The sequence below is a fragment of the Collinsella aerofaciens genome, from assembly GCF_028209625.1.
Classification (GTDB): Bacteria; Actinomycetota; Coriobacteriia; order Coriobacteriales; family Coriobacteriaceae; genus Collinsella; species Collinsella aerofaciens_AM.
The window spans coordinates 48,806-72,817 of the sequence record NZ_JAQLDU010000008.1 but is presented as its reverse complement, the minus strand read 5'-3'; the positions used below and the strand labels follow the sequence as shown (position 1 = coordinate 72,817).

The window sequence follows — 24,012 nt, the reverse complement described above, 5'->3', positions numbered from 1 at the left end:
TGAAAGGCGGCAAAACATGGGCGACAACGCAGCAGATATCTCTGTGGTCGATGCCGTCCCCGCATCCGATAGCGCGGCAAAACGCCTGACGGGCGACGAGCGCCGTCGCGAGATCCTCGCCGCTGTGCGCGCCGTGAGCGCCGAGCTTGGTGTGTCCCATCTTTCGGTATCGGCCGTGACCAAGCGGGCTGGCTGCACGCGTTCGCTGTTCTACCACTACTTTGCCGATATGGATGCCGCCGTCACCGCCGTTATGGACGAGGCAATCGACGGCTTTATCGCCGAGCTCGAGCAGTGGAACGCCAGCCGCACGGTTGGCGACATCGAAGGCGCACTCGACACCGTTGCTCCGCTCTTTAAGCGCCTGGTCGTGAGCGGCCACGAGTTGCCGAGCACGCTCACCTCGAGCAGCGGCGCGCTCTACGGCGGCTTTTTGCACAACGTGGTCCAGCGCGTGGCGCAGTATATCTGCGATACCACCGTGGTGGATTTTGTCGCCCATCACGAGCTACGCATCGACCATGTCTACGAGACGTTCTACACCCTCATCATGGGGCTGCTGATGTATATCCGCACGCACCCCGATGTGCCCGACGAGACAGTCAAGGAAATCATCGCCTCGACGCTCCATATCGAGGGCTATACCGCCAAGTATCAGGAGCGCAAGCCCCAGAACTGACGACATTTGGCCAAACTGCCCGCGATCAGAAGAGGGGCCGCGGGCGCATGAAAGGAGAGCAGCATGCTGTTCGATGTCTGGGGTAGCGATACCCTATCCACTGGGTCGGCTGGGCGATGGTCTTTATCGGCCTGATCGTGCTCAACGAGGTCGGCCGCCGCACCAAGCTGGGCGCGGCAATCATCTTTGGCGTAGCTCCGCTTGCCATGACCATCTACTGCGTCGCCATCGCCATCGGCGTCTCACAGGGCGCCGAGTGGGCGCTCACCAACCCCACCCATGTGTACCAGAACAGCTGGTTCCACTACGCCAAGGTATACGCGGCGCTGGCCGGTTGCTGGGGCTTCATTGCCATTAAGTACCAGTGGGGCAAGATCGGCAAGGCGCATTGGTTCCGCGCGTGGCCGTTTGTGATCGTTGCCATCAACATCATGATCGCCGTCGTATCCGACTTCGAGAGCGCCTATCACTTCTTTGTCCTGGGCGAGTCCACCTGGGTCACCTCCGAGGGCGCCACGCAGCTTGCCGGCTGGAACAACGTGTTCAACGGCATCGCCGGTATCATCAACATCTTCTGCATGACCGGTTGGTGGAGCGTCTACGCCTCCGAGGATCAGACCGACATGCTGTGGCCCGACATGACCTGGGTCTACATCATCGCCTACGATATCTGGAACTTCTGCTACACCTACAACTGCCTGCCCACCCACTCCTGGTTCTGCGGCTTTGCGCTGCTGCTGGCGCCCACCGTCGCCGCCTTTATCTGGAACAAGGGCGGCTGGATCCAGAATCGCGCCTTTACGCTTGCCATTTGGTGCATGTTTGCCCAGGTGTTCCCCTACTTCCAGGAGGAGTCCATCTTTGTAACCCACTCCACGCTCGACCCCAGTGCCGCTACCGCGGTCTCGATCGCCGCACTGGTCGCCAACATCGCCGCGATCATCTACATCGCCTACCGTGCCAAGAAGCTCGGCCGCAATCCCTACAAGCAGGATGTCTTTGAGGGCACCAGCGATTGGGAGAAGGCTACCGCCCGCCGCGCCAAGGTTGATTACGCTCACGCCGAGTAACATGTTTATTCCGTCCACATTTGAATGTAGGCAAACTTAGCCGATACCGCAATCGCGCGTCATGCGCAGCCCCGGAAAGCGATTCGCCCGCTTTCCGGGGCTTTTTGTTGTTGCACGCATTCACGCACATATTCCATTCGCACACACATTCAAAACCTCTCGCACAGATAAAATCAGATTTCCGATCGCCTGACAGCTCTATATGACCTTGTTTTTGGGTACATTGTTGTCCCGATATTGAGCTTGGGGGATATATGAAAGATGAGACGATGGGCCAAGAGGATGCGACCCAAGATGCAGAAGCTTGCGCTGAGGCCTTGGAGAGCTTAGACCGGATTTCACTCGATGAGATTGCGTTTGACGATTCGGGCGTTGATGTGCAGGATGAGCTGGAAGCCGAGGCGCAGTCCGATGATCAGGATGCAGACGACGTTGAGCCTGCCGAAGATGAGGCAGGTCACGAAGGTACCGAAAGCGAGGCCGGCAATCAGCCCGAATCCGACACGGGCGAGGAAACCGTCTTGCTCGACAGCTTGCCGGCCGAGGATTCGCTGACCCGCGAGCTTCCTGGCCTGGGTTCCGCACCAGCCGTGGACGAGACCATCGCCATGGGCGATATTCCCCTGCCGTCCGTTCCCTCGGCACGCGAGGCCGAGGTTCGCCATCGCAAGATGTCGCCCAAGCGCCGCAATCTGATGGTCGCCGGTGTCGTGGCCGTCGCGCTCGTCGCCGGTGGTGCAGGCTATGCTGCCTGGAACGGATATCAGCAAGAGCAGGCTGCCGCTGTCGCCGCCAATGCCCACACGATGATGTCGGTGCAGATTGGCGTACATGCCGCGGGGCTCGACTGTTCCACCGGCTCCAAGATTCCCGTACAGGTAAGTGGCCAGGATTCTGACGGATCCTCCGTAAGCGAAACACTCTATGTTGACGAGCACGGCCGTGGCATCAAACTACTACCCGGTGACTACACGCTCTCCATCGCTGCCTCCCCCATCGCGGCCGACGGCACCATCTATACCGTCCCGACCACCAAGACGCAGGTCACCGTTAAGAGCGATGGACAGGATTTAAGTGCCCAGGTCACCTTTAAGCTCAAGGTGCCTTCGGCCGACACGGTAACCGACGACCAGATCGATGCCGCCGCCAAATATGCCGAGGAGGGAGGCGCGAGCTCCTCCGCCACCGCCAAGGTGCTCCAGCAGGCGGCAACCGCGCGGCGCGACGCCGCCGTCAATGCCGTGAGCGCGCAAAAGGCACAGGCAGCCCGCGATGCTGACGCTCGCCACAAGGCAACCGACCTCTACCAGCTCGATATCCCCGTCGAGTGGTACGGCAAGGTCGAGACTTGGCAAAATGGCAGCACGCTATGCATCTATCTTGCCGGCGACAGCGATACGCCGATTGTGACGCTCGTCGCGGTGCGCGAGGGCGAGAGCTTTACGCCCGATGAGGGCGATACGGTTTTGGGTGCGGCCAATCTAGGCAACGGTTATACCGTCTACGCCAGCGGCCCCGTCTATCCGTACGTGGTGCCCCAGACCATCAACGGACGGACGCAGAATCCCGTGTCAACCTACCCCATGGACACGGCCATTGAGCTTGTCGAGCTCACGACCGGTAACCGCTACACCTATAGCCAGATCAAGAACGTACTGGTCGGCAAAGACGGCAAGGCAGACGCCGCGACCAAACTCGAGACCGACTACCTCGCCCAGATTCTCCTGCCGAGCATCAAGGCCCAGGACTAGCCAGCTCGAAGACAGCCGCCCAACACCCACATCCCTAACGCAGTTGCGGTGAAATAGGGACTGTTTTTGCTGGTCAAACCGCAAAACAGTCCCTATTTCACCGCAACTTATTAGTGGCCTTTTGGGTGGCGCTCAGCGCCACGGGTCGGCTTCGAACAGCGGCTCGCGCTCGGGGCGACGATCGCTATAAGGATCGTAGCCGTCGTCATCCTCGTTCTCGGCACGGATATAGGGGTCGCGCGGCTTGGGCGCCGGTTTAGGCGCAGGCTTAGGTGCGGCGGGTGCGGCATCGGTCGCCGGCGTGTTCGTCTTGTTCTTGTCTGTCATCTGCATAGCTCCTTGCCATGTACTCACGTTCAACACCATCGATTGTCGCACGAAAAAGGGCGGCGGACCCGATTGGATCCGCCGCCCTTGGCGTTTTGCGATGAGGGGCGGTTTTAAAGCCGGCCCAAAATCTACTCGGCGTCGGGGACTTCGTAGGTGGCCGCCGGCGTGTTGTCGCACACGACGGTAAAGCCGCCGTCCTTGTCGACATCGACCGTCACCTGATCGCCCTCGCGCACCGTGCCGTCGATGATAGCGGCGGCAATGGCATCCACGACCTCGCGCTGCACGAGACGCTTGAGCGGACGGGCACCAAAGACCGGGTCCAGGCCGCCCACGGCGAGCATCTGCTTGGCCGCCGGGGTGATGGCCAGCGTCATGCGCTCCTTGGCCAGACGTGCGCGGACATCGGCGAGCTGGATATCGACGATCTTCTCAATCTGCGCCATGCCGAGCGGATGGAACACCACGATATCGTCGATACGGTTGAGGAACTCGGGGCGGAAGGTCTGAGCCATGGCCGCGTCGACCTGATGGCGCATCTCTTCCTCGTCCTTGCCGGAAAGCTCGGCGATAGCCTTGGAGCCCACGTTGGACGTCATGATAATGATCGTGTTCTTGAAGGACACCTGGCGACCTTGGCCATCAGTCAGGCGGCCGTCGTCGAGCACCTGCAGCAGCACGTTGAAGACATCCGGATGAGCCTTCTCCATCTCGTCGAGCAAGATCACGGAGTACGGACGACGGCGCACAGCCTCGGTGAGCTGACCACCCTCGTCGTAACCCACATATCCCGGAGGCGCACCGATCAGACGCTGGACGCTGAACTTCTCCATGTACTCGGACATGTCGATACGCACGAGCGCGCGCTCGTCGTCGAACAGGCACTCGGCCAGTGCCTTGGCGAGCTCGGTCTTGCCCACGCCGGTGGGGCCCAGGAAGAAGAAGCTGCCGATGGGCTTGTCCGGATCGGAGAGGCCCGCACGGCTGCGGCGCACGGCCGCGGCCACGGCGGAGACCGCCTCCTCCTGGCCGATGACGCGCTTATGCAGCTCGTCCTCCAAGCCCTTCAGTTTGTCGAGCTCGCCCTGCATCATCTTGGACACGGGCACGCCGGTCCAGGCGCTCACGACCTCGGCGATCTCATCGGAGGTCACCTGCTCGTTGAGGCCCTCGCCGTCCTGCTGCTTTTGTGCCTCGAGCGCAGCCTCGGAATCCTGAATCTGCTGCTGCAGACCCGGGATCACGGAATAGCGCAGCTCGGACGCACGGCCCAGGTCGCCGTTGCGCGTCGCACGCTCCTCTTCGCTCTTGGCCTCGTCGAGCTGTCCCTTGAGCTCCTGCACGTGGTCGATGGCGTTCTTCTGGTTGAGCCAGCCGGCCTTTTGCACGTTGAGCTTTTCTTGGACCTCGGCAATCTCTTGGCGCAGGGCCTCCAGACGCTCCTTGGAGGCGTCGTCGGTCTCCTTCATGAGCGCCTGTTCCTCGATCTGCAGCTGGGTGAGCTGACGCGTGGTGGCGTCAATCTCGACCGGCATGCTGTCGAGCTCCATGCGCAAGCGGCTTGCCGCCTCATCGACCAGGTCGATGGCCTTGTCGGGCAGGAAGCGGTCGGCGATATAGCGATCGGAGAGGTCGGCAGCTGCCACGAGCGCACTATCGGTGATATGCACGCCGTGGAAGATCTCGTACTTCTCCTTGAGGCCACGCAGGATTGAAATGGTGTCCTCGACGGTAGGCTCGCTGACCATCACGGTCTGGAAACGACGGGCGAGTGCCGCGTCCTTCTCGATGTACTTGCGGTACTCGTCGAGCGTAGTCGCGCCGATTGCGTGCAAGTCGCCACGGGCGAGCGCCGGCTTGAGGATGTTGCCGGCATCCATGGAGCCCTCGGTGGCACCCGCGCCCACGATGGTGTGGAGCTCATCGATGAACAGGATGACCTTGCCTTGCGCCTTTTGCACTTCCTTGAGCACGGCCTTCAAGCGGTCCTCGAACTCGCCGCGATACTTGGCGCCGGCGACCAGCGCGCTCATGTCGAGCTCGATGAGGTCGCGGTCGCGCAGGGTGCTCGGCACGTCGCCGGCCACGATACGCTGGGCGATACCCTCGACGATGGCCGTCTTGCCGACGCCCGGCTCGCCGATGAGCACGGGGTTGTTCTTGGTGCGGCGGGACAGAACCTGGATGGTACGGCGGATCTCGTCGGTACGGCCGATGACCGGGTCGAGCTTGCCGGCGCGGGCCAGATCGCAGATGTTGCGACCGTACTGCTCCAGCGCCTCAAACTGGGTCTTGTCCTCGGCAGACGTCACGCGGTCATCGCCACGCAGCTCCTCGTAGACCTGCTCGATGCGCTCCTTGGTCACGCCAGCGTCACGCAGTACACGACCAGCCTCGCCCTTGTCCTCGGCAAGCGCCATCAGCAGATGCTCGGTCACCACAAAGCTGTCACCCATCTTGGTGGCCTTCTTCTCGGCCTTCTCGATGACACGGACGAGCTCATTGGAAAGGCCCATCTGCTGGCCCTCGCCCGAAACCTTGGGCGCGCGGTCGATGGCATCTTGTGTGGAGCGTGCAAGCTGGGCCGGATCGGCGCCGATGCGCTCGATGATCACGGAGATATTGCGCTCGCCGGCACCAAGCAGGGCGGACAGCAGGTGAATCGGCTCCACCGCGCCGGCCTGCGCGTCGGCAGCTGTGCTCATGGCGGTCTGCAGCGCCTCGCGCGACGTCATTGCTAGCTTATCGATTCTCATGGAATCACCTCTCTTGGGGCGGCCGCCCTACGGGGCGGCTTCACGTTGTTCGAGAAGTATTGTTGCCAGCTTTGCGCGATCTTATACACAAATCTAAGTCTCTATATATAAGATTTTCTGAGTGATTGATGGATAGGGTACTGAGATGTCAGCCCGCCGCTGCCCAGGCGCACTACCGTCTCGATCTGTAACATCTAGCAGCCATTTTTGATCCTAGATGTTACGGATCAAGATGAAATGACCAGCGGCAACCGTTTGTCTCAATCTGTAACATCTACTCGGCAAATTAGGGTCTAACTGTTACAAATCGAGACGAACGAAGACACCTGAGTCGAAAATCTAAATCTGTAACACCAGGCCCACTTTTAGCGGCCAAGATGTTACAGATCGAGACAAACCGAGAACTACTACAAAGGGGACGGGTACCTTTGTGGTAGTCGCGGTCTCTACTCCTTCGCCGAACCCGTACTTCCCGATTCGACGGTCCAGGGCATCTCATCCTCGAACAGCCATGTACGGGCAGACCCACTATCGCGTGCAGTCTGCGGGTCAGGCAAGCAGGTCTGTTTATAGGCATCTTGGATACACTGACCCATAAAATCGTTGAGCTCGGTCTGGTCGCCCTCCATGACATAGGCGACATCGCCGTCCATGATGTAGATGCCCGGACCCTCATTGCCCTCGTAGCCCGGATCGTACGAGACATCACATAACTATGCGCCGTTTGCAGTGTCCAGCTCGATGGAAGAGTGGCATCCGCCAACCATGTCGTTCGCTTTTGCCCGATAGGACGCATATCCGTACCAACGCTTAAATGGTTTGCCCTTGAGTAGCTCGGACGCCCTATCGATCAGGCTTGTATCCGTGGTATAGCGCATGGCCCCAAGCTGAATACGCGGATAATTGCTAATACCCAGCACAGCCGGCTGCTCATCAAAATCAACGGTAATGGTCTCGGGCTTGTCGTCGCCGGTCAGAAGTTCGACAGATTGAGTCACAGGCTTGACCACCGGCTCCGTCACCGCAGCAGGTAGAAACGCCATGCCGACAGTGCCCATGCCAACCACGGTAATCGCAAGCGCCAAAACAATCAATCCAATACGGGCAGGACTTCTCACAGCAAAGCACCTCGCAACGCAAACCTTCGCTACCTGCACTAATGATATCGCCAGCCAGCATTATTACCAAAAGAAGCCGCGCGCTCCTCACCACCACAAAGGGGACAGGCACCTTTGTGGTGGTTTTCGACGCTAACGGTCGACCATCTCGCGCCATGAGATTAAACTTGAATTGTTCTCTGAACATATCCATTTCTGCCTATCCTCAACAGATCTTTGTCTCGAGGAGCGCATATGAAGCCGTCTCATTCCACCGGTCGCAACGTCATCGCCATTCTCGCCATACCCATCGTGATGCTCTTCCTTATCGTCGCCACGCCCTTTTCCCTTGGCATCGCCTCGCCCTTCGATTTATGCGGAATGGTCGACGCCGGCTCGCGTGCCACCTCGCTCTCCTTTATCTGTCGCGGCGTGTTCTACGAAGATGGAATTCCCACCGGAATTTGGCGGTCAATGTTACCGCTGCTCGGAACGATTGACGGATGCTTCCCCCATTTCAGCCTTGAACCTCAGACGATGAATTATTTGATCGACGACCAGCCACTCGACTCCATCACCCTCGCTTACGACTATGCTCCAAACACCGATGAGCGTCACATGAACCAAGTCCTCGACAAACTGCTTGAACAGTGCGGGCTCACCGATGAGGTCGGCCGAACCGTCGACAGCGACCAGAAATTAAAGCGAACAGAACTCCGCCGCATTGGAAAAATCAGAGAGCGAGGCGGAGCTGCCTACTGGCAGGCCTGGGCGATACGCGACAAGAGCGAATTTGGGCACAGCACCTATATAGTCACTGTCTACACCAAAGACGGAATTAAGGACAATGTTGACGATTTCGCGTCATCCAAACTCGGCATCCCCAAAACAACCAAGACTCCCGGCTTGGATGAAATCCTGTAGGGACGCCCATTAACATGCCGCTCAACGATCACAACAACATCGAGCTAGTCCCCACCACCACAAAGGTGCCTGTCCCCTTTGTGGTGGTTTTCGACAAAAAGAAGCCGCCCCGATAGCAGAGGCGGCATCAAGCAAGTCTATTTTTGGCGTCCCTCAAGACCCAACGAGAACATCGCGGTAGCCCCGGCCACACCTTTCCCTCGGGCGACCCTCGCGAAGCGCGTGAGCACGAGGGAAAGGTGTGGCAGGGGCGTACAGCAGAGTTACTCGGCAGCGGCCTTGAACTTGTTGTAGTTGATCAGACAGCCGGCCTTGACGATGGCACGTTCTTCGGCCGTCATATCGGCAATGTAGAGCACAATCTGCTCGACCGCACCATCGGCGCGCACCACGTAGGCGGCGATGTCCTTTAGGTCGCCATCGAGCGCGGCACGGATGCCCGGCACAAAGACGTAGTCGCCCACCTCAAAGCTGGGCTCGGCCTCCATCTGGAAGGGCACCATGCCCCAGTTCATCACGTTGGAGCGATAGCGCTTGGTGGCGTACTCGTGAACGATGTTGGCCAGGCCGCCGATCACGCGCTGGCAGCTCGCGGCCTGCTCGCGGGCAGAACCGTCGCCCGGCTTCTTGGCATAGAGCATGGAGCCGTACTCGGTCGCCTTGGCATCGGCCGCGACACCCGCGCCAGCCAGTGCCTCAAACACGCCGGCAAGCTCGGCATCGAGCGCCGCCAGGTCACCCGCGGCCTCGCCGGCCACGCGACGCTTCTCCACGGCGTCGACCTCCTTGGAACGACCGACGTAGGCCGGATCGCGGCGGCTCAGCGTAAACTCGGCCAGGCCCAGCGGGTTGGAGCGGAAGGAGCTCGTCTCGCCCGAAGGAATGAGCTCGTCGGTCGTAGTGACCGGGTCCATGATCTTGGAGCACACCTTGAGCAGAATGTCGTCGCCGAGAGGCTCCATCGCGGGCCACGGCTTGATGTTGGGGCCTTCGACCAGCTCGTCGGCAGGCTCCGCCTTGCCAAAGCCCCAGTACACGCGCTTCTTGTACGGCGCGTCGTCGAAGGTGTACTCGCAAGCCTCGTCCCAGGTGTCCTCGGGCAGGTCGGTCGCCGGCGTCAGGATGCCGCCGTTGGCAGCCGTCGCCGCAATGGAACGGGCGTCCATCAGAGCCACGGCGCTCAGCTGGCCATTGCCCGGCTTGGAGCCCTCGCGGTTGGGGAAGTTGCGCGTAGTGTGGCGGATCGACAGGCCGTTGTTGGCGGGCGTGTCGCCGGCACCGAAGCACGGGCCGCAGAATGCCGTGCGCACGATCGCGCCGGCCTCCATAAGGTCGTAGATATAGCCGCGGCGTGTAAGCTCGAGTGCCACGGGCTGGCTCGTGGGATAGACCGACAGCGAGAACTCGCCGCAGCCGGTGTTGGCGCCCTTGAGCACGCGGGCAGCCTGAACCACGGAGTCGTAGTTGCCGCCCGAGCAGCCGGCGATAACGCCCTGCTGCACGTGCAGCTTGCCGTCGACGATCTTGTCGAGCAGACTAAAGTGTGTCTTGCCCTCGCCGATCTTGGCGGCCTCGAGCTCAACCTCGTGCAGGATGTCCTCGAGGTTCTCGTTGAGCTCGTCGATCTCAGAGCCGTTGGAAGGATGGAACGGCAGCGCGATCATAGGCTTGATGCTCGACAGGTCGACCTCGACGCAGCCGTCGTAGTAGGCGACATCGGCGGGCTTGAGCTCGCGGTAGTCGTCGCCACGGCCGTGCATGGTCAAAAACGCGTGCGTGTCGTCGTCGGTTGCCCAGATGGAGGAAAGGCAGGTGGTCTCGGTGGTCATGACGTCGACGCCGTTGCGGTAGTCGGTCGTCATGCTCGCGATGCCGGGGCCCACGAACTCCATGACCTTGTTCTTGACATAGCCCTTGGCAAAGACGGCGCGGATAATGGCGAGCGCCACATCGTGCGGGCCGACGCCGGGGCGCGGGGCGCCCGTGAGGTAGATGGCCACGACGCCGGGATAGGCGACATCGTAGGTGTCGCGCAGCAGCTGCTTTGCCAACTCGCCGCCGCCCTCGCCCACGGCCATGGTACCCAGGGCACCATAGCGGGTGTGCGAGTCGGAACCTAGGATCATCTTGCCGCAGCCGGCGAAGTTCTCACGCATAAAGGAGTGGATGACGGCGATGTGCGGCGGAACGAAGATGCCGCCGTACTTCTTGGCAGCCGAGAGGCCAAAGACGTGGTCGTCCTCGTTGATGGTGCCGCCCACGGCGCACAGCGAGTTATGGCAGTTGGTGAGCACGTAAGGCAGCGGGAACTGCTCCATGCCCGAGGCGCGCGCCGTCTGGATGATGCCGACAAAGGTGATGTCGTGGCTCGCCATGGCGTCGAAGCGAATCTTGAGTGCCTCGGGATCTCCGGACGTATTGTGTGCCTGGAGGATCGAATACGCGATGGTGCCGCGCTTGGCATCCTCGGGCGTCTGCGTAATACCGCGCTCGGCAGCCTCGGCCGCAGGCACAACCTCGCTGCCGCCGCGCAGGTAGATGCCGTCCTCGTACAGCTTGACCATACTGTCTCCCACTCTGCCCAAAACGATTTGGGCGCATAGCATACATTCGTTCAATATCGTGCCATAGAACGGTTGCGAGTGGGTTACGAATCTGCACGTTCACTTTATCTCAGTAAAGCAAAGAACGAGTTAGGTGCCGGGGGCAGACTTAGACGCCGAAATGACGAGAGTGGATAATCTCCCACTTTGAGCCTGCAAACAGGCCAAAAACGGGAGATTATCCACTCTCATTCTGCGGGCACTCATTTAAGTCTGTCCCCAATGAGTGCCCGGCAGCGTCGGCGGAGCTATAGGTCGCTACCCGTACCTAGCAGCTTGCGCATGACTTGCTCGGGGTTGACCGAGCCGTCGCGCGGGGCCAGGGCGGTGATCTTCTTCTGCATCTTGTACTCGTGCAGCTCGTCCTCGAGCTGGCGCACGCGTGCGCGGAGTTTTTCGTTCTCGCGCTCGCGCTCCTCGGCACGCTCCTTCATATCGAGGATGCGCACCACGCCGGCAAGGTTGATGCCCTCGTCAGTCAGCTGGTTGATGAGCTCCAGGCGCTCGATATCGGCACGCGAATACAGACGCGTGTTGCCGCCCGAGCGCTGGGGGTTCACCAGGCCCTTGGACTCGTAGACGCGCAGAGTCTGCGGATGCATGCCGGTCAACTCGGCCGCCACGCTGATCATGTACAGCGGTTTATTCCTATTGTCCTCGGCCATGCTACCTGACCCCTTTCCGTCTCGTTATCGTCCATCATAAGCCCGCGTGCGCGGGTGTGCGCCACGACCGCCCTAGTACGTCGCCTTGTAACGGTTGACCTTCTCGCGATAATCGCGCGTGTCGACCTCGCGCAGCTTGGTCATGGCATCGCGCTCGTCATCGGATAGGTTCGTGGGGACCTGCACCTTGATCTCGACGAGCAGCGCGCCCGTACGGCCACGGTGCTTAACGTCGGGCGCCCCCATTTCCTTAAAGCGGAACTTCTTGCCCGTCTGGGTACCCGCGGGCACCTTCAGACGAACCGTCGCACCGCCGGGCGTCGGCACGTCCACCGTGCAGCCGAGCGCCGCCTCATAGACCGAGACCGGTACCTCCATGGTCACGTCGGCACCTTTACGCTTAAACAGCGGATGCTCCTCCACGTGCGTGGTCACGACCAGGTCGCCGCGCTCGCCGCCGGCAACGCCATACTCGCCGCGACGTTTGTAACGCAGCTTGCCGCCGTCGACCGCGCCTGCAGGCACCGAGACCGTAATGGTCTGCTGCTCGCCTGTCGAGGGAATGCGGTAGGTGACCTTGTGCGTCACACCGCGAAACGCGTCCTCGGCCGTCACATCGACGGTCAACGACAGGTCGCCGCCCTTGCGAGCGCGGCTGCGGCCAGCACCGGCACCGGCAGCGCCCGCAGCCCCGGCAAAGCCCGAGCCCCAATCGCTGCCCCAGGCGCCGTTGCCGCTAAAGATGCTGTCGAAGATGTCGCCCCAGCCGCTGGCACCAGCGCCGGCACCGTAGCCGCCGCCATACGCGCCGCCCGCGCCCGGCATGCCGCCAAACATGAGCATCTGGTCGTACTCTTTGCGCTTCTTCTCGTCCGAAAGCGTCTCGTAGGCCTCGCTAATCTCCTTGAACTTGGCCTCGTCGCCGCCGGCATCGGGGTGATATTTTTGCGCGAGCTTGCGAAACGCGCTCTTGATCTCTTTGTCGGAGGCGCTCTTGGATACGCCCAGGATGTCATAGAAGGTTTTGCCTGCAGCCATCGTAGCTCCTCTCCTGTTTCATCCGCCGCCCAGCGGGCGGCGGCTCATGCTTTCATATGGCACTAGGCCAGAAAGGGCCCCGGGTGTTGCCCCGGGGCCCTTCTCAATTACTCCTCGGTGCTCTCGGCCGTATCGGCCGCAGCATCCTCGGGCGCCGCTTCGGGCTCCGGTGCGGGGCGCTTCTCGCCACCGTAGGTCACCGTCACCATCGCGGAACGCAGGATGCGATCCGCCATGCGGTAGCCCTTCTGGTACACGTCGTTGACAGTCTCGTCGTACTGCGATGCGTCCTCGACGCGACCCACAGCCTGATGCTCGAGCGGATCGAACGCCTCGCCCTTGGGGTCGATGGACTCAACGCCCTCATGCGCAAACACGTCGAGCAGCTTGGCATGTACCGCGTCAACGCCATCGACGAACTGCTTAAAGTCGTCGGAAAGCTCTTGACTGCGGGCATGGTCGATCGCGCGCTCGATATCGTCAATCACCGGCAACAGCGCGGTGACAAGCTTCTCGGTCGCGCGCTCGCGCTCGGCGATACGCTCATTGGCGGTGCGGCGACGGAAGTTCTCCCAGTCGGCCTGCAGACGGGCGGTACGCTCGGTGGCGTCCTTTGCCTTGTCCTCGGCGGCCTTCTGAGCCTCTGCCGCAGCATCGAGCTCATTGCGCACGTCGGCAAGCTCTTTCTGAGCCTGCTCGAACTTGAGCTTAAAGTCGTTGTCGGCGGCTTCCTCACCGGCGCGGATAGCGGCTTCCACCATCTCGTCCTCGGTCATCGTCGCCTCCTTGTTGGAATCCTCTACCTGGTTCTCGGCAGCCTCGGCGGCCGGGGCCTCGTTGGCCTCGGTATCGTCAACGGCCTCTACGGGAATCTTCACGTCCTTCTCCTCAGAGTCAACGGGGGCGGCGCCAGCGGCGGCCGCCTCCGTGCGAGCTTTACGGGCGGACATGATTATTTGTCCTCGTCGTCCACAACCTCGTAGTCGGCGTCGACAACATCATCGTCGGCAGGCTGGGCGCCAGCGGCACCGTCGGTCTGCTGCTGAGCGTCGGCGTAGACAACCTGGGCCAGCTCGTAGGCCACGGACTGCAGGGACTCGCCGGCGGCCTTGATAGCCTCGACGTCAGAGCCCTCGAGCGCCTTCTTGGCGTCGGCGATAGCGGCCTCGGCCTTGGACTTCACGTCGGCGGAAACCTTGTCGCCCAGCTCGTTGAGGGTCTGCTCGGTGGAGTAGCACAGGCTATCGGTCTGGTTGCGGACCTCGACCTCTTCCTTCTGCTTCTTGTCCTCCTCGGCATGAGCCTCGGCGTCCTTGACCATACGATCGACTTCGTCGTCGGACAGAGCGGTGGAGCCGGAAATGGTGATCTGCTGCTCCTTGCCGGTGCCCTTGTCCTTAGCGGAGACCTTGACGATGCCGTTGGCGTCGATGTCGAAGGTGACCTCGATCTGCGGCACGCCGCGGCGGGCAGCCGGGATACCGGTCAGCTGGAACTTACCGAGCGACTTGTTGTCGCGGGCAAGTTCGCGCTCGCCCTGGAGCACGTTGATCTCGACGCTGGTCTGGTTGTCGGCAGCGGTGGAGTAGACCTCGGTCTTGGAGGTCGGGATCGTGGTGTTGCGGTCGATCATCTTGGTCATGATGCCGCCCATAGTCTCGACGCCCAGCGACAGCGGGGTAACATCGAGCAGCAGGATGCCCTCGACGTCGCCGGTGAGCACGCCGCCCTGGACGGCAGCGCCGTCGGCAACGACCTCGTCGGGGTTCACGGACATGTTGGGCTGCTTGCCGGTCATGGTCTTGACGAGCTCCTGGACGGCGGGCATACGGGTGGAGCCGCCGACGAGGATGACCTCGGTCAGATCGGAGAGCTTGAGCTTAGCGTCGCGCAGGGCGTTGGTGACAGGCTGCTTGCAGCGCTCGAGCAGGTCGCGGGTGATCTTCTCGAACTCGGCGCGGGTCAGCGTGTAGTTGAGGTGCAGCGGGCCGGACTGGTTCATGGTAATGAACGGCAGGTTGATGGTGGTCTGCTGGGCGGCGGAGAGCTCCTTCTTGGCGTTCTCGGCGGCCTCCTTCAGACGCTGCAGGGCCATGGGGTCCTGACGCAGGTCGACACCGTTCTCCTGCTGGAACTTATCGGCCATCCAATCGATGACGCGCTGATCCCAGTCGTCGCCGCCCAGGTGGTTGTCGCCCGAGGTGGACAGAACCTCAAACACGCCGTCGGCGAGGTCGAGGATGGAGACGTCGAAGGTGCCGCCGCCCAGGTCGAAGACCAGGATGCGCTGGTCGGTGCCCTGCTTGTCCAGGCCATAGGCAAGAGCAGCAGCAGTCGGCTCGTTGACGATACGCTTGACGTTGAGGCCGGCGATCTTACCGGCGTCCTTGGTGGCCTGACGCTGGGCGTCGTTGAAGTAGGCCGGGACGGTGATGACGGCGTCGGTGACGGTCTCGCCCAGATACTTCTCGGCGTCAGCCTTCATCTTGGCGAGCGTCATGGCGCTCACCTGCTCGGCGGTGTAATCCTTGCCCTCGATATCGACGACGGCACGGCCACCCTGGCCCTCCTTGACCTCATACGGCACGGTCTTGATCTCGGAGGTGCACTCGGAGTACTTGCGGCCCATGAAGCGCTTGATGGAGAACACGGTGTTCTTGGGGTTGGTGACAGCCTGGTTCTTAGCGGCCTTACCCACGACGCGGTCGCCGTCGGCACGGAAGCCCACGACGGACGGGGTGGTGCGGTCGCCCTCGGCGTTCACGATAATGGTCGGAGAACCGCCCTCGAGAACGGCCATTGCGGAGTTAGTAGTACCAAGGTCGATACCAAGAATCTTACTCATTAGAAATTCCCTCTCTCTTGTGCGTTTGCACCGCCTCGGCGGTCTGCCGCGCAGTGCTTCGGCTTGTCTTTCAGGATGTAGTGTATCCCCTTATGGGCCGGAATATACAAAATCTAAGTCAATTCATATAAGATTTCTTGTTGCCGAGAGTTTAGGTTCACAAATACGCAGGTAGATGCGCTGTCTGAGTTCTCGGCAGATCTATTGAGATCTATGTAGAGATGGCTGAGGTTTGGGCTTGGGAGCGCACATGGCGGCCCCGGGCTTCCCTGGGGAAAGTTCGACCCGTTTTTCGGCCAAATAATGGGATGCGGTTTCCGCAAGCACGCTCAATCGCCCTATATTTCAAGTCACCTATAGCTAACATTTGCGCAGCTCAACGGCCCCACCTGCGCGTTTTTTAGTAAACCTTGGCATACTCGGCGAACGGTATGAAGATGCCGGCCAGAGGGTATTGCAAACGGTCGCTCCCGTGGTATGTTTTTGCCCGAATCAAACCGGCGCGCATCGCCTGTAGCGTCGGTCAACAGAGAGGAAACTACCATGGCTCATCCCGTAATTGATGCCGACGAGTGCATCGCTTGTGGCGTTTGCGTCGACTCCTGCCCCGCTGGCGTTCTGGAGCTCCAGGACGTCGCTACCGTCGCCGACGAGGACTCCTGCGTCGCCTGCGGCGCTTGCCAGGACGCTTGCCCCGCTGGCGCGATCACCGAGATCGTCGAGGAGTAACAACTCCCCCACTTGCACACTCAAAAGTACACCGTGCGCAAAAAAGGAGGCTTCCGCATCGCCGCGGAGGCCTCCTTTTGTTTGTACAGGCAGCTAATTGGGGACGGGGCTACCTTGGCAGTTGCGGTGGAATAGTTCCTGGCTCATTGCTTAGGTGCCGATTGTAGGAACTATTTCACCGCAACTTATAAAGACAGTATCGGGTTAGGACAAATCATCCTCGTAGGGCATTAAATCGGCAAGGTAGCCCTTCTCCTTAAGCATGGCCTCGATCTCGTCGAGGGTCTGTTCGTCCTCCGCCGCAATGCGATGGAAGTGATAGCCGCTCGTCACCGTTAGTAGTGGAAAGCTCTTGCCGCTCTCGATATCATGCAGGTAGCGCTCAACATCGCGACGATTGCGAATGTCCAAGTCGGCCGTGATCTTACCGTACACACGATGGTTGACGATCACGTTGAGCACGGCGCCACCCGCGTCGACGATACTCGTAAGCTCGTCGCCCGCCTGCTCCACGCCGTGGCGCACCTTAACAAGACGCGTGGGCACGGCGGGGCTACTCGCGGCTTCCTGCAGCACGTAGCCGCGGTTGGTCGCCACGATATCGTGCCCATCGGCACGCAACAGGGCAATATCCTGAACCACGACCTGACGGCTCACGCCAACCTCGCGGGCAAGTGCGCTGCCCGAAACGGGCTCCTTGGCTCCCTCGAGCACGGCCATGATGGCACGGCGACGCTCGCGGGCGTTCATTATTTACCGTCCAGCAGACGCAGGTGCTTAAGCGAGAGGTCGAGGATCGGCGCAGAGTGCGTCAGGGCGCCCGAGCTAATATAGTCGACACCCAGATCGGCCAGGGCGCGAATGTTGCTGGCGTCCACGTTGCCCGAGCACTCGGTCTTGGCGCGACCGGCGATAAGCTCGATGGCGGCGGCCATGTCGTCATGGGTCATGTTGTCGAGCATGATAATGTCGGCACCGGCCTCCACGGCTTCGCGCACCATGTCCAGGTTCTCGCACTCAATCTCAACTGTCGTGGTAAACGACGCATGGGCGCGCGCCATCTCGATCGCGCGCGTCACGCCACCGGCGGCATCGATGTGGTTGTCCTTGAGCATGACGGCCGTCGACAGGTTGTAGCGGTGGTTGCTGCCGCCGCCAATCTCAACCGCCGCCTTCTCAAACACGCGCATGCCCGGCGTGGTCTTGCGCGTGTCGACGAGCACGGTCTTGGTTCCCTCGAGCGCCGCGGCCATGCTGTGCGTGTAGGTAGCGATGCCGCTCATGCGCTGCAGGTAGTTGAGCGCCACGCGCTCACCCGAAAGCAGCACGCGCGCATCGCCGCGCACCTGACCCACATGGTCGCCGGCGTGCACCTCCTCGCCATCGGCAACGTCGAGCAGCACCGAGCTCTGCGAATCCAGCAGCTCAAAGGTACGGGCAAACACATCCAAGCCGGCGATGATGCCGTCGGCCTTGGCGATAAGCTCCACCGTGGCGGGACGCGCCGTGGGGCACACGCTCGCCGTGCTCACGTCCTCAAACGTAATGTCCTCGCGTAGAGCCTGCAGAATCAGATCATCGACGACGAGCTTCATGGTAATGGGATTCATGGTCTACTCCTCCACGGCCTGCGTGCCGGCGGCACGGGCCAAATCATCGATTGCAAGGGTATCGGAACTCAGGGCGCGATGGCGTCCATCGAGCGCGGGCTCGCCCGCCTGCTCCACGGCCAGCGACTCGCCGGTGCGCATGTACCACGCGGCGCGACGACCCCAGACCAGCGCCTCGAGCAGACTATTTGATGCAAGGCGATTCTTGCCGTGAACGCCGTTGCAAGCCGTCTCGCCCGCGGCGTAGAGCTCGGGCATCGAAGTGCGGCCGTCCTTATCGACCCATACGCCGCCCATAAAGTAGTGCTGCGTGGGCGTAACGGGGATGGGCTCGTCCAAGATGTCGCGGCCGTCCTCAAGGCAGCGCGCGCGAATGTTGGCAAAGTGCCCAGTCACCACGTCGCGCTCGACGGGGGCAAAGCTCAGCCACTCGTGCTCGGTGCCGTCCTGCTTCATCTGCTCGCGGATGGCGGCAGCGACAACGTCGCGCGGCTGCAACTCGTCGGTAAAACGCTCGCCGGCGGCATTGAGCAGAATCGCGCCCTCACCGCGGCAGCTCTCGCTGATCAGGAACGTACGGCCTGGCTGCGGCGAGAACAGGCCCGTGGGATGGATCTGCACGTAGTCCAGGTGCTCCATCTTAATGCCGTGCTCCTGCGCGATGTAGCAGGCGTCGCCCGTGAGCTGCGGGTAGTTGGTCGAATGGTCGTATACGCCACCGATGCCGCCCGTCGCCCACAGCGTATGGCGGGCATGGATCTTAAACGGCTTATCGACATGCACGCCCTCAGCGGCATTTGCCAGCTCGTCGGCGGGGCGAGCTGAATCGTCCTCGTCCACGGCAACAGCGACGACACCAGTGCACACCGTAGCCCCATCGCGCTCGGCCGTCAGGATGTCGGTCATGGCAACGTGTTCGAGAATCTGCACGTTGTCCAGCTTGCGGACGGCCTGAAGCAGCTTGGTCGTAATCTCCTTGCCCGTAATGTCGGCATGGAAGGCAATGCGGGGGCGGCTGTGCGCGCCCTCGCGGGTAAAGTCGAGGCCGCCATCGGCCTTGCGCTCAAAATCCACGCCCATGGCCAGCAGGTCGTTGATGACCGAACGGCTCGAGCGAATCATGATGTCGACGCTCTCGCGGCGGTTCTCGTAGTGGCCGGCGTGCATGGTGTCCTCAAAGAAGGCATCGTAGTCCGAGCCCTCGGGCAGCACGCAAATGCCGCCCTGCGCGAGCATCGAATCGCACTCGTCGACAGCGCCCTTGGAGAGCATGATCACGCGCATGCTCGTCGGCAGGTTGAGAGCCGCATACAGGCCCGCTACACCGCAGCCGGCAATAACGACGTCGCACTCCATATCGGGGTATTGCTTGGTTTCCACAGGAATCCTCTCCCTTGAATGTGACATAAGGAACCGTCCCTCATGCCACATTGTTCTAGCGTGCTGCGTACTCGAGCATGCGGTCGAGCGTGAGCTTGGCCTGGTCTGCCGCCTCGTCCGAGACGCCGATCTGCACCTCGCCCTCGCCCGTCTCCAGGCAGCGCACGAGCTTTTCGAGCGTGATGAGGTCCATGTTGACGCAGGTGGGCTGCACCGCGGGGAAGTAGAACTTCTTGCCGGTGCCCTGGCAGCGGCGCTCGAGCTCGTAGAGCACGCCGCGAACCGTCACGATAATGAACTCGCTCGCGTCGGACTCCTCGGCATACTTGATGATGCCGGCGGTGGAGCCGATGTAGTCGGCCTCGGCCAGGACGTCGGCCTTGCACTCGGGGTGCGCCAGCACGAGCGCGTCGGGGTGGGCCTCCGTCGCGTCGACGATCTGCTCGACGGTGATGATGTGATGGCGCGGGCAGTAGCCGTTGTTGAGAATGACGTGCTTTTGCGGCACCTGCTCGGCTACGAAGCGGCCGAGGTTTTGGTCGGGAATGAACAGGATATGCTGCTGCGGCAGCTCGGACACGATCTTGACGGCGTTGGAGCTGGTGACGCACACGTCGCTCCAGCTCTTGATCTCGACCGTGGAGTTGACGTAGCAGACCACGGCCAGGTCGTCGCCGTACTCGGCGCGCGCCGCGTCGACCGTCTCGCGCTTGACCATGTGCGCCATGGGGCAGTCCGCACCCGGCTCGGGCAGCAGCACGGTCTTGGTGGGGTTGAGCAGCTTGGCGCTCTCGCCCATAAACTCCACGCCGCACAGCACGATAGTCTGCTGCGGCAGGCTTTTGGCAAGCTTTGCCAGGTAAAAGCTGTCGCCGACGTAATCGGCAACGGCCTGGACCTCGGGCGCCACATAGTAGTGCGCCAGGATCACCGCGTCACGTTGGGTTTTTAGTTGCTGAATGGCCTCGACGAGCTCTGCGGGCACCAGTGCCGCGCGCTCCGTTGCCGTCGTTGCCGATGCTAGGCCGGCCGCGATATCGCGTGCAAGCTCCGACGCATCCATGTTCGCGCTCTGTGCCATCAAGGCCCCTCTCTTTTGGCGAATCTTGGGGCTTTAGTATGACACCTGGCTTTACAGCTGACAAGACAGCTGTAAAGCCAGGTGTAAAGTTGGAATAAAGATTCAATCATGGGGCGGGTCCATTTTCGAACTGGCAAGCTGAGGATAGTTGAAAATGGGCCCGCCTCAAGATTCGAGCAGCCCGTTTTGTCCTGGCCCGAGAGGCAGTGGTCAAAAAAGGCCAAATATGAGTACTGTCACCAAATTAGTAGCAGCGATTTTCCGGTCCAGATCAGCAAAATCGCCTTGTTTGGAGCCCGATCGTGACTCTGACGGACGAAAATCGATGCGCTTTTGGCCGCTGGCACCGATTTTGGAGGCCATTTTGCTGCCACTAAACTGGTAACAGTACTCATATTTGGCCTTTTTTGACCACCGGGCTTCCGGCAGACCCCAAAAGCGGGCCCGAATCGCTCGATCCGGACCCGCTGGGGGTAGCGAGCACAATCGAGGTGTAAGAAGCAAGAGAGGGCCATCGCCTAGAATCGTCAGCGCCTAGATATTCAACGAGAGGAAAGACAATGGTCCGCAGCGACATGCTACCCCAGCCGGACCGGGGGCTCGGCCTCGACCGGCCCCAGACCGAGGCATTTCACCGACGAGTTCAAGAGGAAGATAGTCGATCTCCACAACGCCGGAAAGCCCAGGCGCGAGGCCATGGACGAGTGCGACCTCGACAAGAGCACCGTGGAGAGGCGGGTCAAGTCGATAAACGAGACCGGCTCGCCGCGCGCCGCCGACAACCGCACGCCCGAGTAGAACCGGATCCTGGAGCCCGAGCGCGAGAACCGCAGGCTCCGGATGGAGGTCAACGTCTTAAGACGAGCGGCGCCAGCATACGCTCGGAAGTCAGGGCCATGGCGGCCAACGGGGGGCCGCTGCCCCATATCGGCGCAGCGCTGGCATCGAGGCCTTCTGACCTGTGTCAAGATTTCGGACACGCATGCTCGAGAAATCAAGCGGCCATAGGCATGGCCTCGAGCTTGGGCTCGGTTCTCTCGAAGAAGGCCGCCATGGCCTCGGCCGGCACCTTGTAGCCGATCGTCGAGCGGGGCCTTCGGCGGTTGTAGTACGCCTCGATGAACTCGACCACCGCGTGCTTGGCGGAATCCCTGGTCGGGAAGCTGCGCCTGTAGTACATCTCGTTCTTCAGCGTGGCGAGGAACGACTCGGCCACCGCGTTGTCGTGGCAGTTGCCGGCGCGGCTGCAGGACAGCCGCACGTCGTTGTCGCGCGCCCATTCGGCCAGAAGCCTGCTGGTGTACTGGGCGCCGCGGTCGGCGTGGAATATCGCGTTGCCGGCCACGTAGCCGCGCGATTTGGCCGACGCCAGCGCCGAAACCACGATGTCGGCGGTCATGCGCTCGGAGAGCGACCAGCCCACCACCATGCGGGTGTTGAGGTCGATGACCGTCGACAGGTACAGCCATCCCTCGCCGGTGCGCAGGTAGGTGATGTCGCCCACGAGCTTGCAGGTTGGAACGGGACTGGTGAAGTCGCGGCGCACCAGGTCGGGCCGGGGCCTGGCCTTCGGGTCGGGGATGGTGGTGCGCTTCCTGGCGTTGGGCGTGCAGCCGCGTATTCCCAGCTCGCGCATCAGCTTGCGCACCCTGTACAGGGTCAATCCGGAGAACTCGCCGGGCAGGAAGCATTTCACGAACCGGAAGCCGAACCTGCGGTCCGACTCCAGCCACACGCGCCGGACCGCCTCGCGCTCGGCCGACCAGTCTTCTCGCGGGCAGCCGTTGGAGAGCCACGAGCAGAAGCCCGATCGGCTCACGCCGAGCACGCGGGCCATCATTTTCACCGGGAATTCGGCCTTCTCCGCCAACATCATCCGGTAGCATGCGGCTACGCCTGGCTTTTGGCGAAGAAGGCCGCGGCTTTTTTTCAAGAAGGCGTTCTCCATCTCGAGCTCGCGCATGCGCCTTTTCGCCTCGCGAAGCTCGCGGTCCTCGGCCTTGGGGTCGGGCCCGCCGGCAAGCTCGCGCCGGCGGTTCTGCACCCACTTGTTCACGGTCTTGGAATTCAGGCCCAGTTCTGCGCAGCATTCCGTTATCGGCCTGCCCGTCGAGATGATGTAGTCGGCGGTCTCGCACCTGAACTCGTCGGTGTACTTGGCGGCTGGGTTGGACATAGCATACCGTCCTCTCGGTCGTCGATGAATGCATTCTAAAGGATTGGGCCTCTAGCATGCGCGTCCGAAAAGACGATACAGGTCAGACAACCCAATCAGACGTCGTCTCGAGCGCGTCCTCTGCACGGTCGACCGTGCTTCTGACCTTGGCGCCCTGCTTGAACCACGAGCGCAGGTCCTCGAGGGTGCTGCCCGCTGCATACACCTTGATTTTTCGACCGCCCTTCGTAGTCACCGTGCAGCGGTCGCCGCTCTCGCTGTTCTCGTGCGCCGTGACCTTCTTGAGGTAATCGCGACGGAACGCCACGACGCGGGCATTGCTGATCTCGATGAACCAATCATCGTCGACAAGCGAAGTGCCCGTGGTACCTCGACTTGCCATCTCCTCGGCGAAGGAGAAGCCGAGTTCGCGCTCCTGCCTGCCGATCTCGAGGATGCCGCGGGCGGGCATACTGAGCATGAGCAGGGGCAGGAGTCCCCCTATGAACAGGAAGAGGAACGGGACGAGCAAGAGCAAGCGGGCTCCGGCATCGGTGAAAACAGCCATGAAGGCGATCACGAGCGAGAAGACGAGCGCCATGCCGTTGAAAACAATCGTCAACGGCTTGATGGCAGACCAACACAGGCCCGCCTTGGTCATGGGACCGTCGACGGCGTCCGAGACTTCGATGCCCTCTTCCTCCAGACGGGCGAGGAGGTTGAGCGAGCACACCCCCTCGAGGCTTATCGAGCAGAACTTCCGGTCGCCCTCGAACAGGTCGATCCTCATCATCTGCGTGTGAAGCGTTGCACGGGTGATGTGGCCAAACGTCGTCTCCTTGCGGATGCCGAAGGCGTTACGCGAGAGAATTCGCTCACCGTCCACGTCGATGCGCGGGATGCTCAGCAGGGCCCAGATGGCCATGCCCGCGAGCGCCATGGCGTGACCGAACCACACAAGTTCGTGGTCCCACTCGCCCAACGAGACGCCCTGCCAGACGTAGACACCCAGCATGAGCAGTTCGAACGCGACGGCGCAGCAGGCGATGATCGTGCGAATGGCAGCGGGCATGCGCACCGTGAAGCGATCGAGGCTGTCCGTCGCCTCACTGCGCTCGCGCGCGCCGCGACGGGCGACCCATGCAGTGAGCGGACCGACGATGAACACCACCATCGCCACGCGCAGGAACGATTCGAGTATGTCGCCCATATTAACCACCATCCCAATAGAGAACTTGAATTGGAGAGACTATAGCAGAGCGAAGCGATCTGCACGGCATCGTCCGGGTGTTTTCGGCA

Annotated in this window: 20 protein-coding genes; 5 read left to right on the top strand and 15 right to left on the bottom strand. The window is 61.5% G+C overall.

The window, feature by feature from the left end; all coding sequences use genetic code 11:
• The first annotated feature begins 16 nt into the window (after positions 1–16).
• From PMW70_RS05375 to PMW70_RS05365, 3 genes are all read left to right on the top strand, one after another.
• Positions 17–679, top strand: a complete 663-nt coding sequence (locus PMW70_RS05375) for a TetR/AcrR family transcriptional regulator (protein ID WP_271744095.1) — start codon at positions 17–19, stop codon at positions 677–679.
• A 116-nt stretch (positions 680–795) separates the two neighbouring features.
• Positions 796–1,749 carry a DUF5692 family protein gene (locus PMW70_RS05370; RefSeq protein WP_271744094.1) on the top strand — a complete coding sequence of 318 codons (954 nt, stop codon included), beginning with the start codon at positions 796–798 and terminating at the stop codon, positions 1,747–1,749.
• A gap of 254 nt (positions 1,750–2,003) precedes the next feature.
• Entirely contained in the window at positions 2,004–3,500 is a 1,497-nt protein-coding gene (locus tag PMW70_RS05365; RefSeq protein WP_271744093.1) for a hypothetical protein, read from the top strand.
• 132 nt (positions 3,501–3,632) lie between these two features.
• On the opposite strand, the gene PMW70_RS05360 is transcribed toward PMW70_RS05365, so the two are convergent.
• From PMW70_RS05360 to PMW70_RS05345, 4 genes are all read right to left on the bottom strand, one after another.
• Positions 3,633–3,827, bottom strand: coding sequence for a hypothetical protein (locus PMW70_RS05360; RefSeq protein WP_232049598.1), 195 nt, complete (start codon positions 3,825–3,827; stop codon positions 3,633–3,635).
• 131 nt (positions 3,828–3,958) lie between these two features.
• Positions 3,959–6,586: an ATP-dependent chaperone ClpB gene (clpB, locus tag PMW70_RS05355; RefSeq protein WP_271744092.1), complete on the bottom strand. Its 2,628-nt coding sequence runs from the start codon at positions 6,584–6,586 to the stop codon at positions 3,959–3,961.
• Positions 6,587–7,032: 446 nt separating this feature from the next.
• Positions 7,033–7,239, bottom strand: a complete 207-nt coding sequence (locus PMW70_RS05350; protein ID WP_271744091.1) for a hypothetical protein — start codon at positions 7,237–7,239, stop codon at positions 7,033–7,035.
• A 60-nt stretch (positions 7,240–7,299) separates the two neighbouring features.
• On the bottom strand, positions 7,300–7,704 hold the full coding sequence (locus PMW70_RS05345) for a hypothetical protein (protein ID WP_271744090.1): 405 nt from the start codon (positions 7,702–7,704) through the stop codon (positions 7,300–7,302).
• A 234-nt stretch (positions 7,705–7,938) separates the two neighbouring features.
• Here PMW70_RS05345 and PMW70_RS05340 point away from each other — a divergent pair, with 234 nt between their 5' ends.
• Entirely contained in the window at positions 7,939–8,607 is a 669-nt protein-coding gene (locus tag PMW70_RS05340) for a hypothetical protein (RefSeq protein ID WP_117806535.1), read from the top strand.
• A gap of 263 nt (positions 8,608–8,870) precedes the next feature.
• On the opposite strand, the gene PMW70_RS05335 is transcribed toward PMW70_RS05340, so the two are convergent.
• The 5 genes from PMW70_RS05335 to dnaK form a co-directional block, all read right to left on the bottom strand.
• Positions 8,871–11,171 carry a hydratase gene (locus PMW70_RS05335; RefSeq protein ID WP_271744089.1) on the bottom strand — a complete coding sequence of 767 codons (2,301 nt, stop codon included), beginning with the start codon at positions 11,169–11,171 and terminating at the stop codon, positions 8,871–8,873.
• 287 nt (positions 11,172–11,458) lie between these two features.
• Positions 11,459–11,875 (bottom strand): heat shock protein transcriptional repressor HspR, encoded by a 417-nt coding sequence (locus PMW70_RS05330; protein ID WP_089573643.1) that lies wholly within the window; start codon positions 11,873–11,875, stop codon positions 11,459–11,461.
• A 72-nt stretch (positions 11,876–11,947) separates the two neighbouring features.
• Positions 11,948–12,913 (bottom strand): DnaJ C-terminal domain-containing protein, encoded by a 966-nt coding sequence (locus PMW70_RS05325; RefSeq protein WP_271744088.1) that lies wholly within the window; start codon positions 12,911–12,913, stop codon positions 11,948–11,950.
• Positions 12,914–13,020: 107 nt separating this feature from the next.
• Positions 13,021–13,863, bottom strand: a complete 843-nt coding sequence (locus PMW70_RS05320; RefSeq protein WP_271744087.1) for a nucleotide exchange factor GrpE — start codon at positions 13,861–13,863, stop codon at positions 13,021–13,023.
• 2 nt (positions 13,864–13,865) lie between these two features.
• Positions 13,866–15,758 carry a molecular chaperone DnaK gene (gene dnaK, locus PMW70_RS05315; RefSeq protein ID WP_055310046.1) on the bottom strand — a complete coding sequence of 631 codons (1,893 nt, stop codon included), beginning with the start codon at positions 15,756–15,758 and terminating at the stop codon, positions 13,866–13,868.
• Between the two features lie 477 nt (positions 15,759–16,235).
• Between dnaK and PMW70_RS05310 the strand changes: the two genes are divergently transcribed.
• Positions 16,236–16,487, top strand: coding sequence for an indolepyruvate ferredoxin oxidoreductase subunit alpha (locus PMW70_RS05310; RefSeq protein WP_158564522.1), 252 nt, complete (start codon positions 16,236–16,238; stop codon positions 16,485–16,487).
• 204 nt (positions 16,488–16,691) lie between these two features.
• Here the strand turns inward: PMW70_RS05310 and PMW70_RS05305 are convergent, their stop codons facing one another.
• From PMW70_RS05305 to PMW70_RS05280, 6 genes are all read right to left on the bottom strand, one after another.
• Positions 16,692–17,237, bottom strand: a complete 546-nt coding sequence (locus PMW70_RS05305; protein ID WP_271744086.1) for a transcription repressor NadR — start codon at positions 17,235–17,237, stop codon at positions 16,692–16,694.
• Positions 17,237–18,097: a carboxylating nicotinate-nucleotide diphosphorylase gene (gene nadC, locus PMW70_RS05300; protein ID WP_253056907.1), complete on the bottom strand. Its 861-nt coding sequence runs from the start codon at positions 18,095–18,097 to the stop codon at positions 17,237–17,239. The genes PMW70_RS05305 and nadC overlap by 1 nt, the downstream gene beginning before the upstream one ends.
• Positions 18,098–18,100: 3 nt before the next feature.
• Complete coding sequence (locus tag PMW70_RS05295) at positions 18,101–19,477, bottom strand: L-aspartate oxidase (protein WP_271744085.1); 1,377 nt, start codon at positions 19,475–19,477, stop codon at positions 18,101–18,103.
• A gap of 55 nt (positions 19,478–19,532) precedes the next feature.
• Positions 19,533–20,558, bottom strand: a complete 1,026-nt coding sequence (gene nadA, locus PMW70_RS05290) for a quinolinate synthase NadA (RefSeq protein ID WP_117583639.1) — start codon at positions 20,556–20,558, stop codon at positions 19,533–19,535.
• A 994-nt stretch (positions 20,559–21,552) separates the two neighbouring features.
• Positions 21,553–22,734, bottom strand: a complete 1,182-nt coding sequence (locus PMW70_RS05285) for an IS3 family transposase (RefSeq protein WP_271744084.1) — start codon at positions 22,732–22,734, stop codon at positions 21,553–21,555.
• Positions 22,735–22,816: 82 nt separating this feature from the next.
• The gene (locus PMW70_RS05280) at positions 22,817–23,923 is read right to left on the bottom strand and encodes a hypothetical protein (RefSeq protein WP_271744083.1); all 1,107 of its coding nucleotides are present in this window, start codon (positions 23,921–23,923) and stop codon (positions 22,817–22,819) included.
• Positions 23,924–24,012 lie beyond the last annotated feature (89 nt).

Bases quoted from the DNA above. Each gene is read 5' to 3' on its own strand.
- PMW70_RS05375 (WP_271744095.1), top strand. From the start codon at position 17: ATGGGCGACAACGCAGCAGATATCTCTGTGGTCGATGCCGTCCCCGCA.
- PMW70_RS05370 (WP_271744094.1), top strand. From the start codon at position 796: ATGGTCTTTATCGGCCTGATCGTGCTCAACGAGGTCGGCCGCCGCACC.
- PMW70_RS05365 (WP_271744093.1), top strand. From the start codon at position 2,004: ATGAAAGATGAGACGATGGGCCAAGAGGATGCGACCCAAGATGCAGAA.
- PMW70_RS05360 (WP_232049598.1), bottom strand. From the start codon at position 3,827: ATGACAGACAAGAACAAGACGAACACGCCGGCGACCGATGCCGCACCC.
- clpB (WP_271744092.1), bottom strand. From the start codon at position 6,586: ATGAGAATCGATAAGCTAGCAATGACGTCGCGCGAGGCGCTGCAGACC.
- PMW70_RS05350 (WP_271744091.1), bottom strand. From the start codon at position 7,239: ATGGACGGCGATGTCGCCTATGTCATGGAGGGCGACCAGACCGAGCTC.
- PMW70_RS05340 (WP_117806535.1), top strand. From the start codon at position 7,939: ATGAAGCCGTCTCATTCCACCGGTCGCAACGTCATCGCCATTCTCGCC.
- PMW70_RS05335 (WP_271744089.1), bottom strand. From the start codon at position 11,171: ATGGTCAAGCTGTACGAGGACGGCATCTACCTGCGCGGCGGCAGCGAG.
- PMW70_RS05330 (WP_089573643.1), bottom strand. From the start codon at position 11,875: ATGGCCGAGGACAATAGGAATAAACCGCTGTACATGATCAGCGTGGCG.
- PMW70_RS05325 (WP_271744088.1), bottom strand. From the start codon at position 12,913: ATGGCTGCAGGCAAAACCTTCTATGACATCCTGGGCGTATCCAAGAGC.
- PMW70_RS05320 (WP_271744087.1), bottom strand. From the start codon at position 13,863: ATGTCCGCCCGTAAAGCTCGCACGGAGGCGGCCGCCGCTGGCGCCGCC.
- dnaK (WP_055310046.1), bottom strand. From the start codon at position 15,758: ATGAGTAAGATTCTTGGTATCGACCTTGGTACTACTAACTCCGCAATG.
- PMW70_RS05310 (WP_158564522.1), top strand. From the start codon at position 16,236: ATGTTTTTGCCCGAATCAAACCGGCGCGCATCGCCTGTAGCGTCGGTC.
- PMW70_RS05305 (WP_271744086.1), bottom strand. From the start codon at position 17,237: ATGAACGCCCGCGAGCGTCGCCGTGCCATCATGGCCGTGCTCGAGGGA.
- nadC (WP_253056907.1), bottom strand. From the start codon at position 18,097: ATGAATCCCATTACCATGAAGCTCGTCGTCGATGATCTGATTCTGCAG.
- nadA (WP_117583639.1), bottom strand. From the start codon at position 20,558: ATGGCACAGAGCGCGAACATGGATGCGTCGGAGCTTGCACGCGATATC.
- PMW70_RS05285 (WP_271744084.1), bottom strand. From the start codon at position 22,734: ATGTCCAACCCAGCCGCCAAGTACACCGACGAGTTCAGGTGCGAGACC.
- PMW70_RS05280 (WP_271744083.1), bottom strand. From the start codon at position 23,923: ATGGGCGACATACTCGAATCGTTCCTGCGCGTGGCGATGGTGGTGTTC.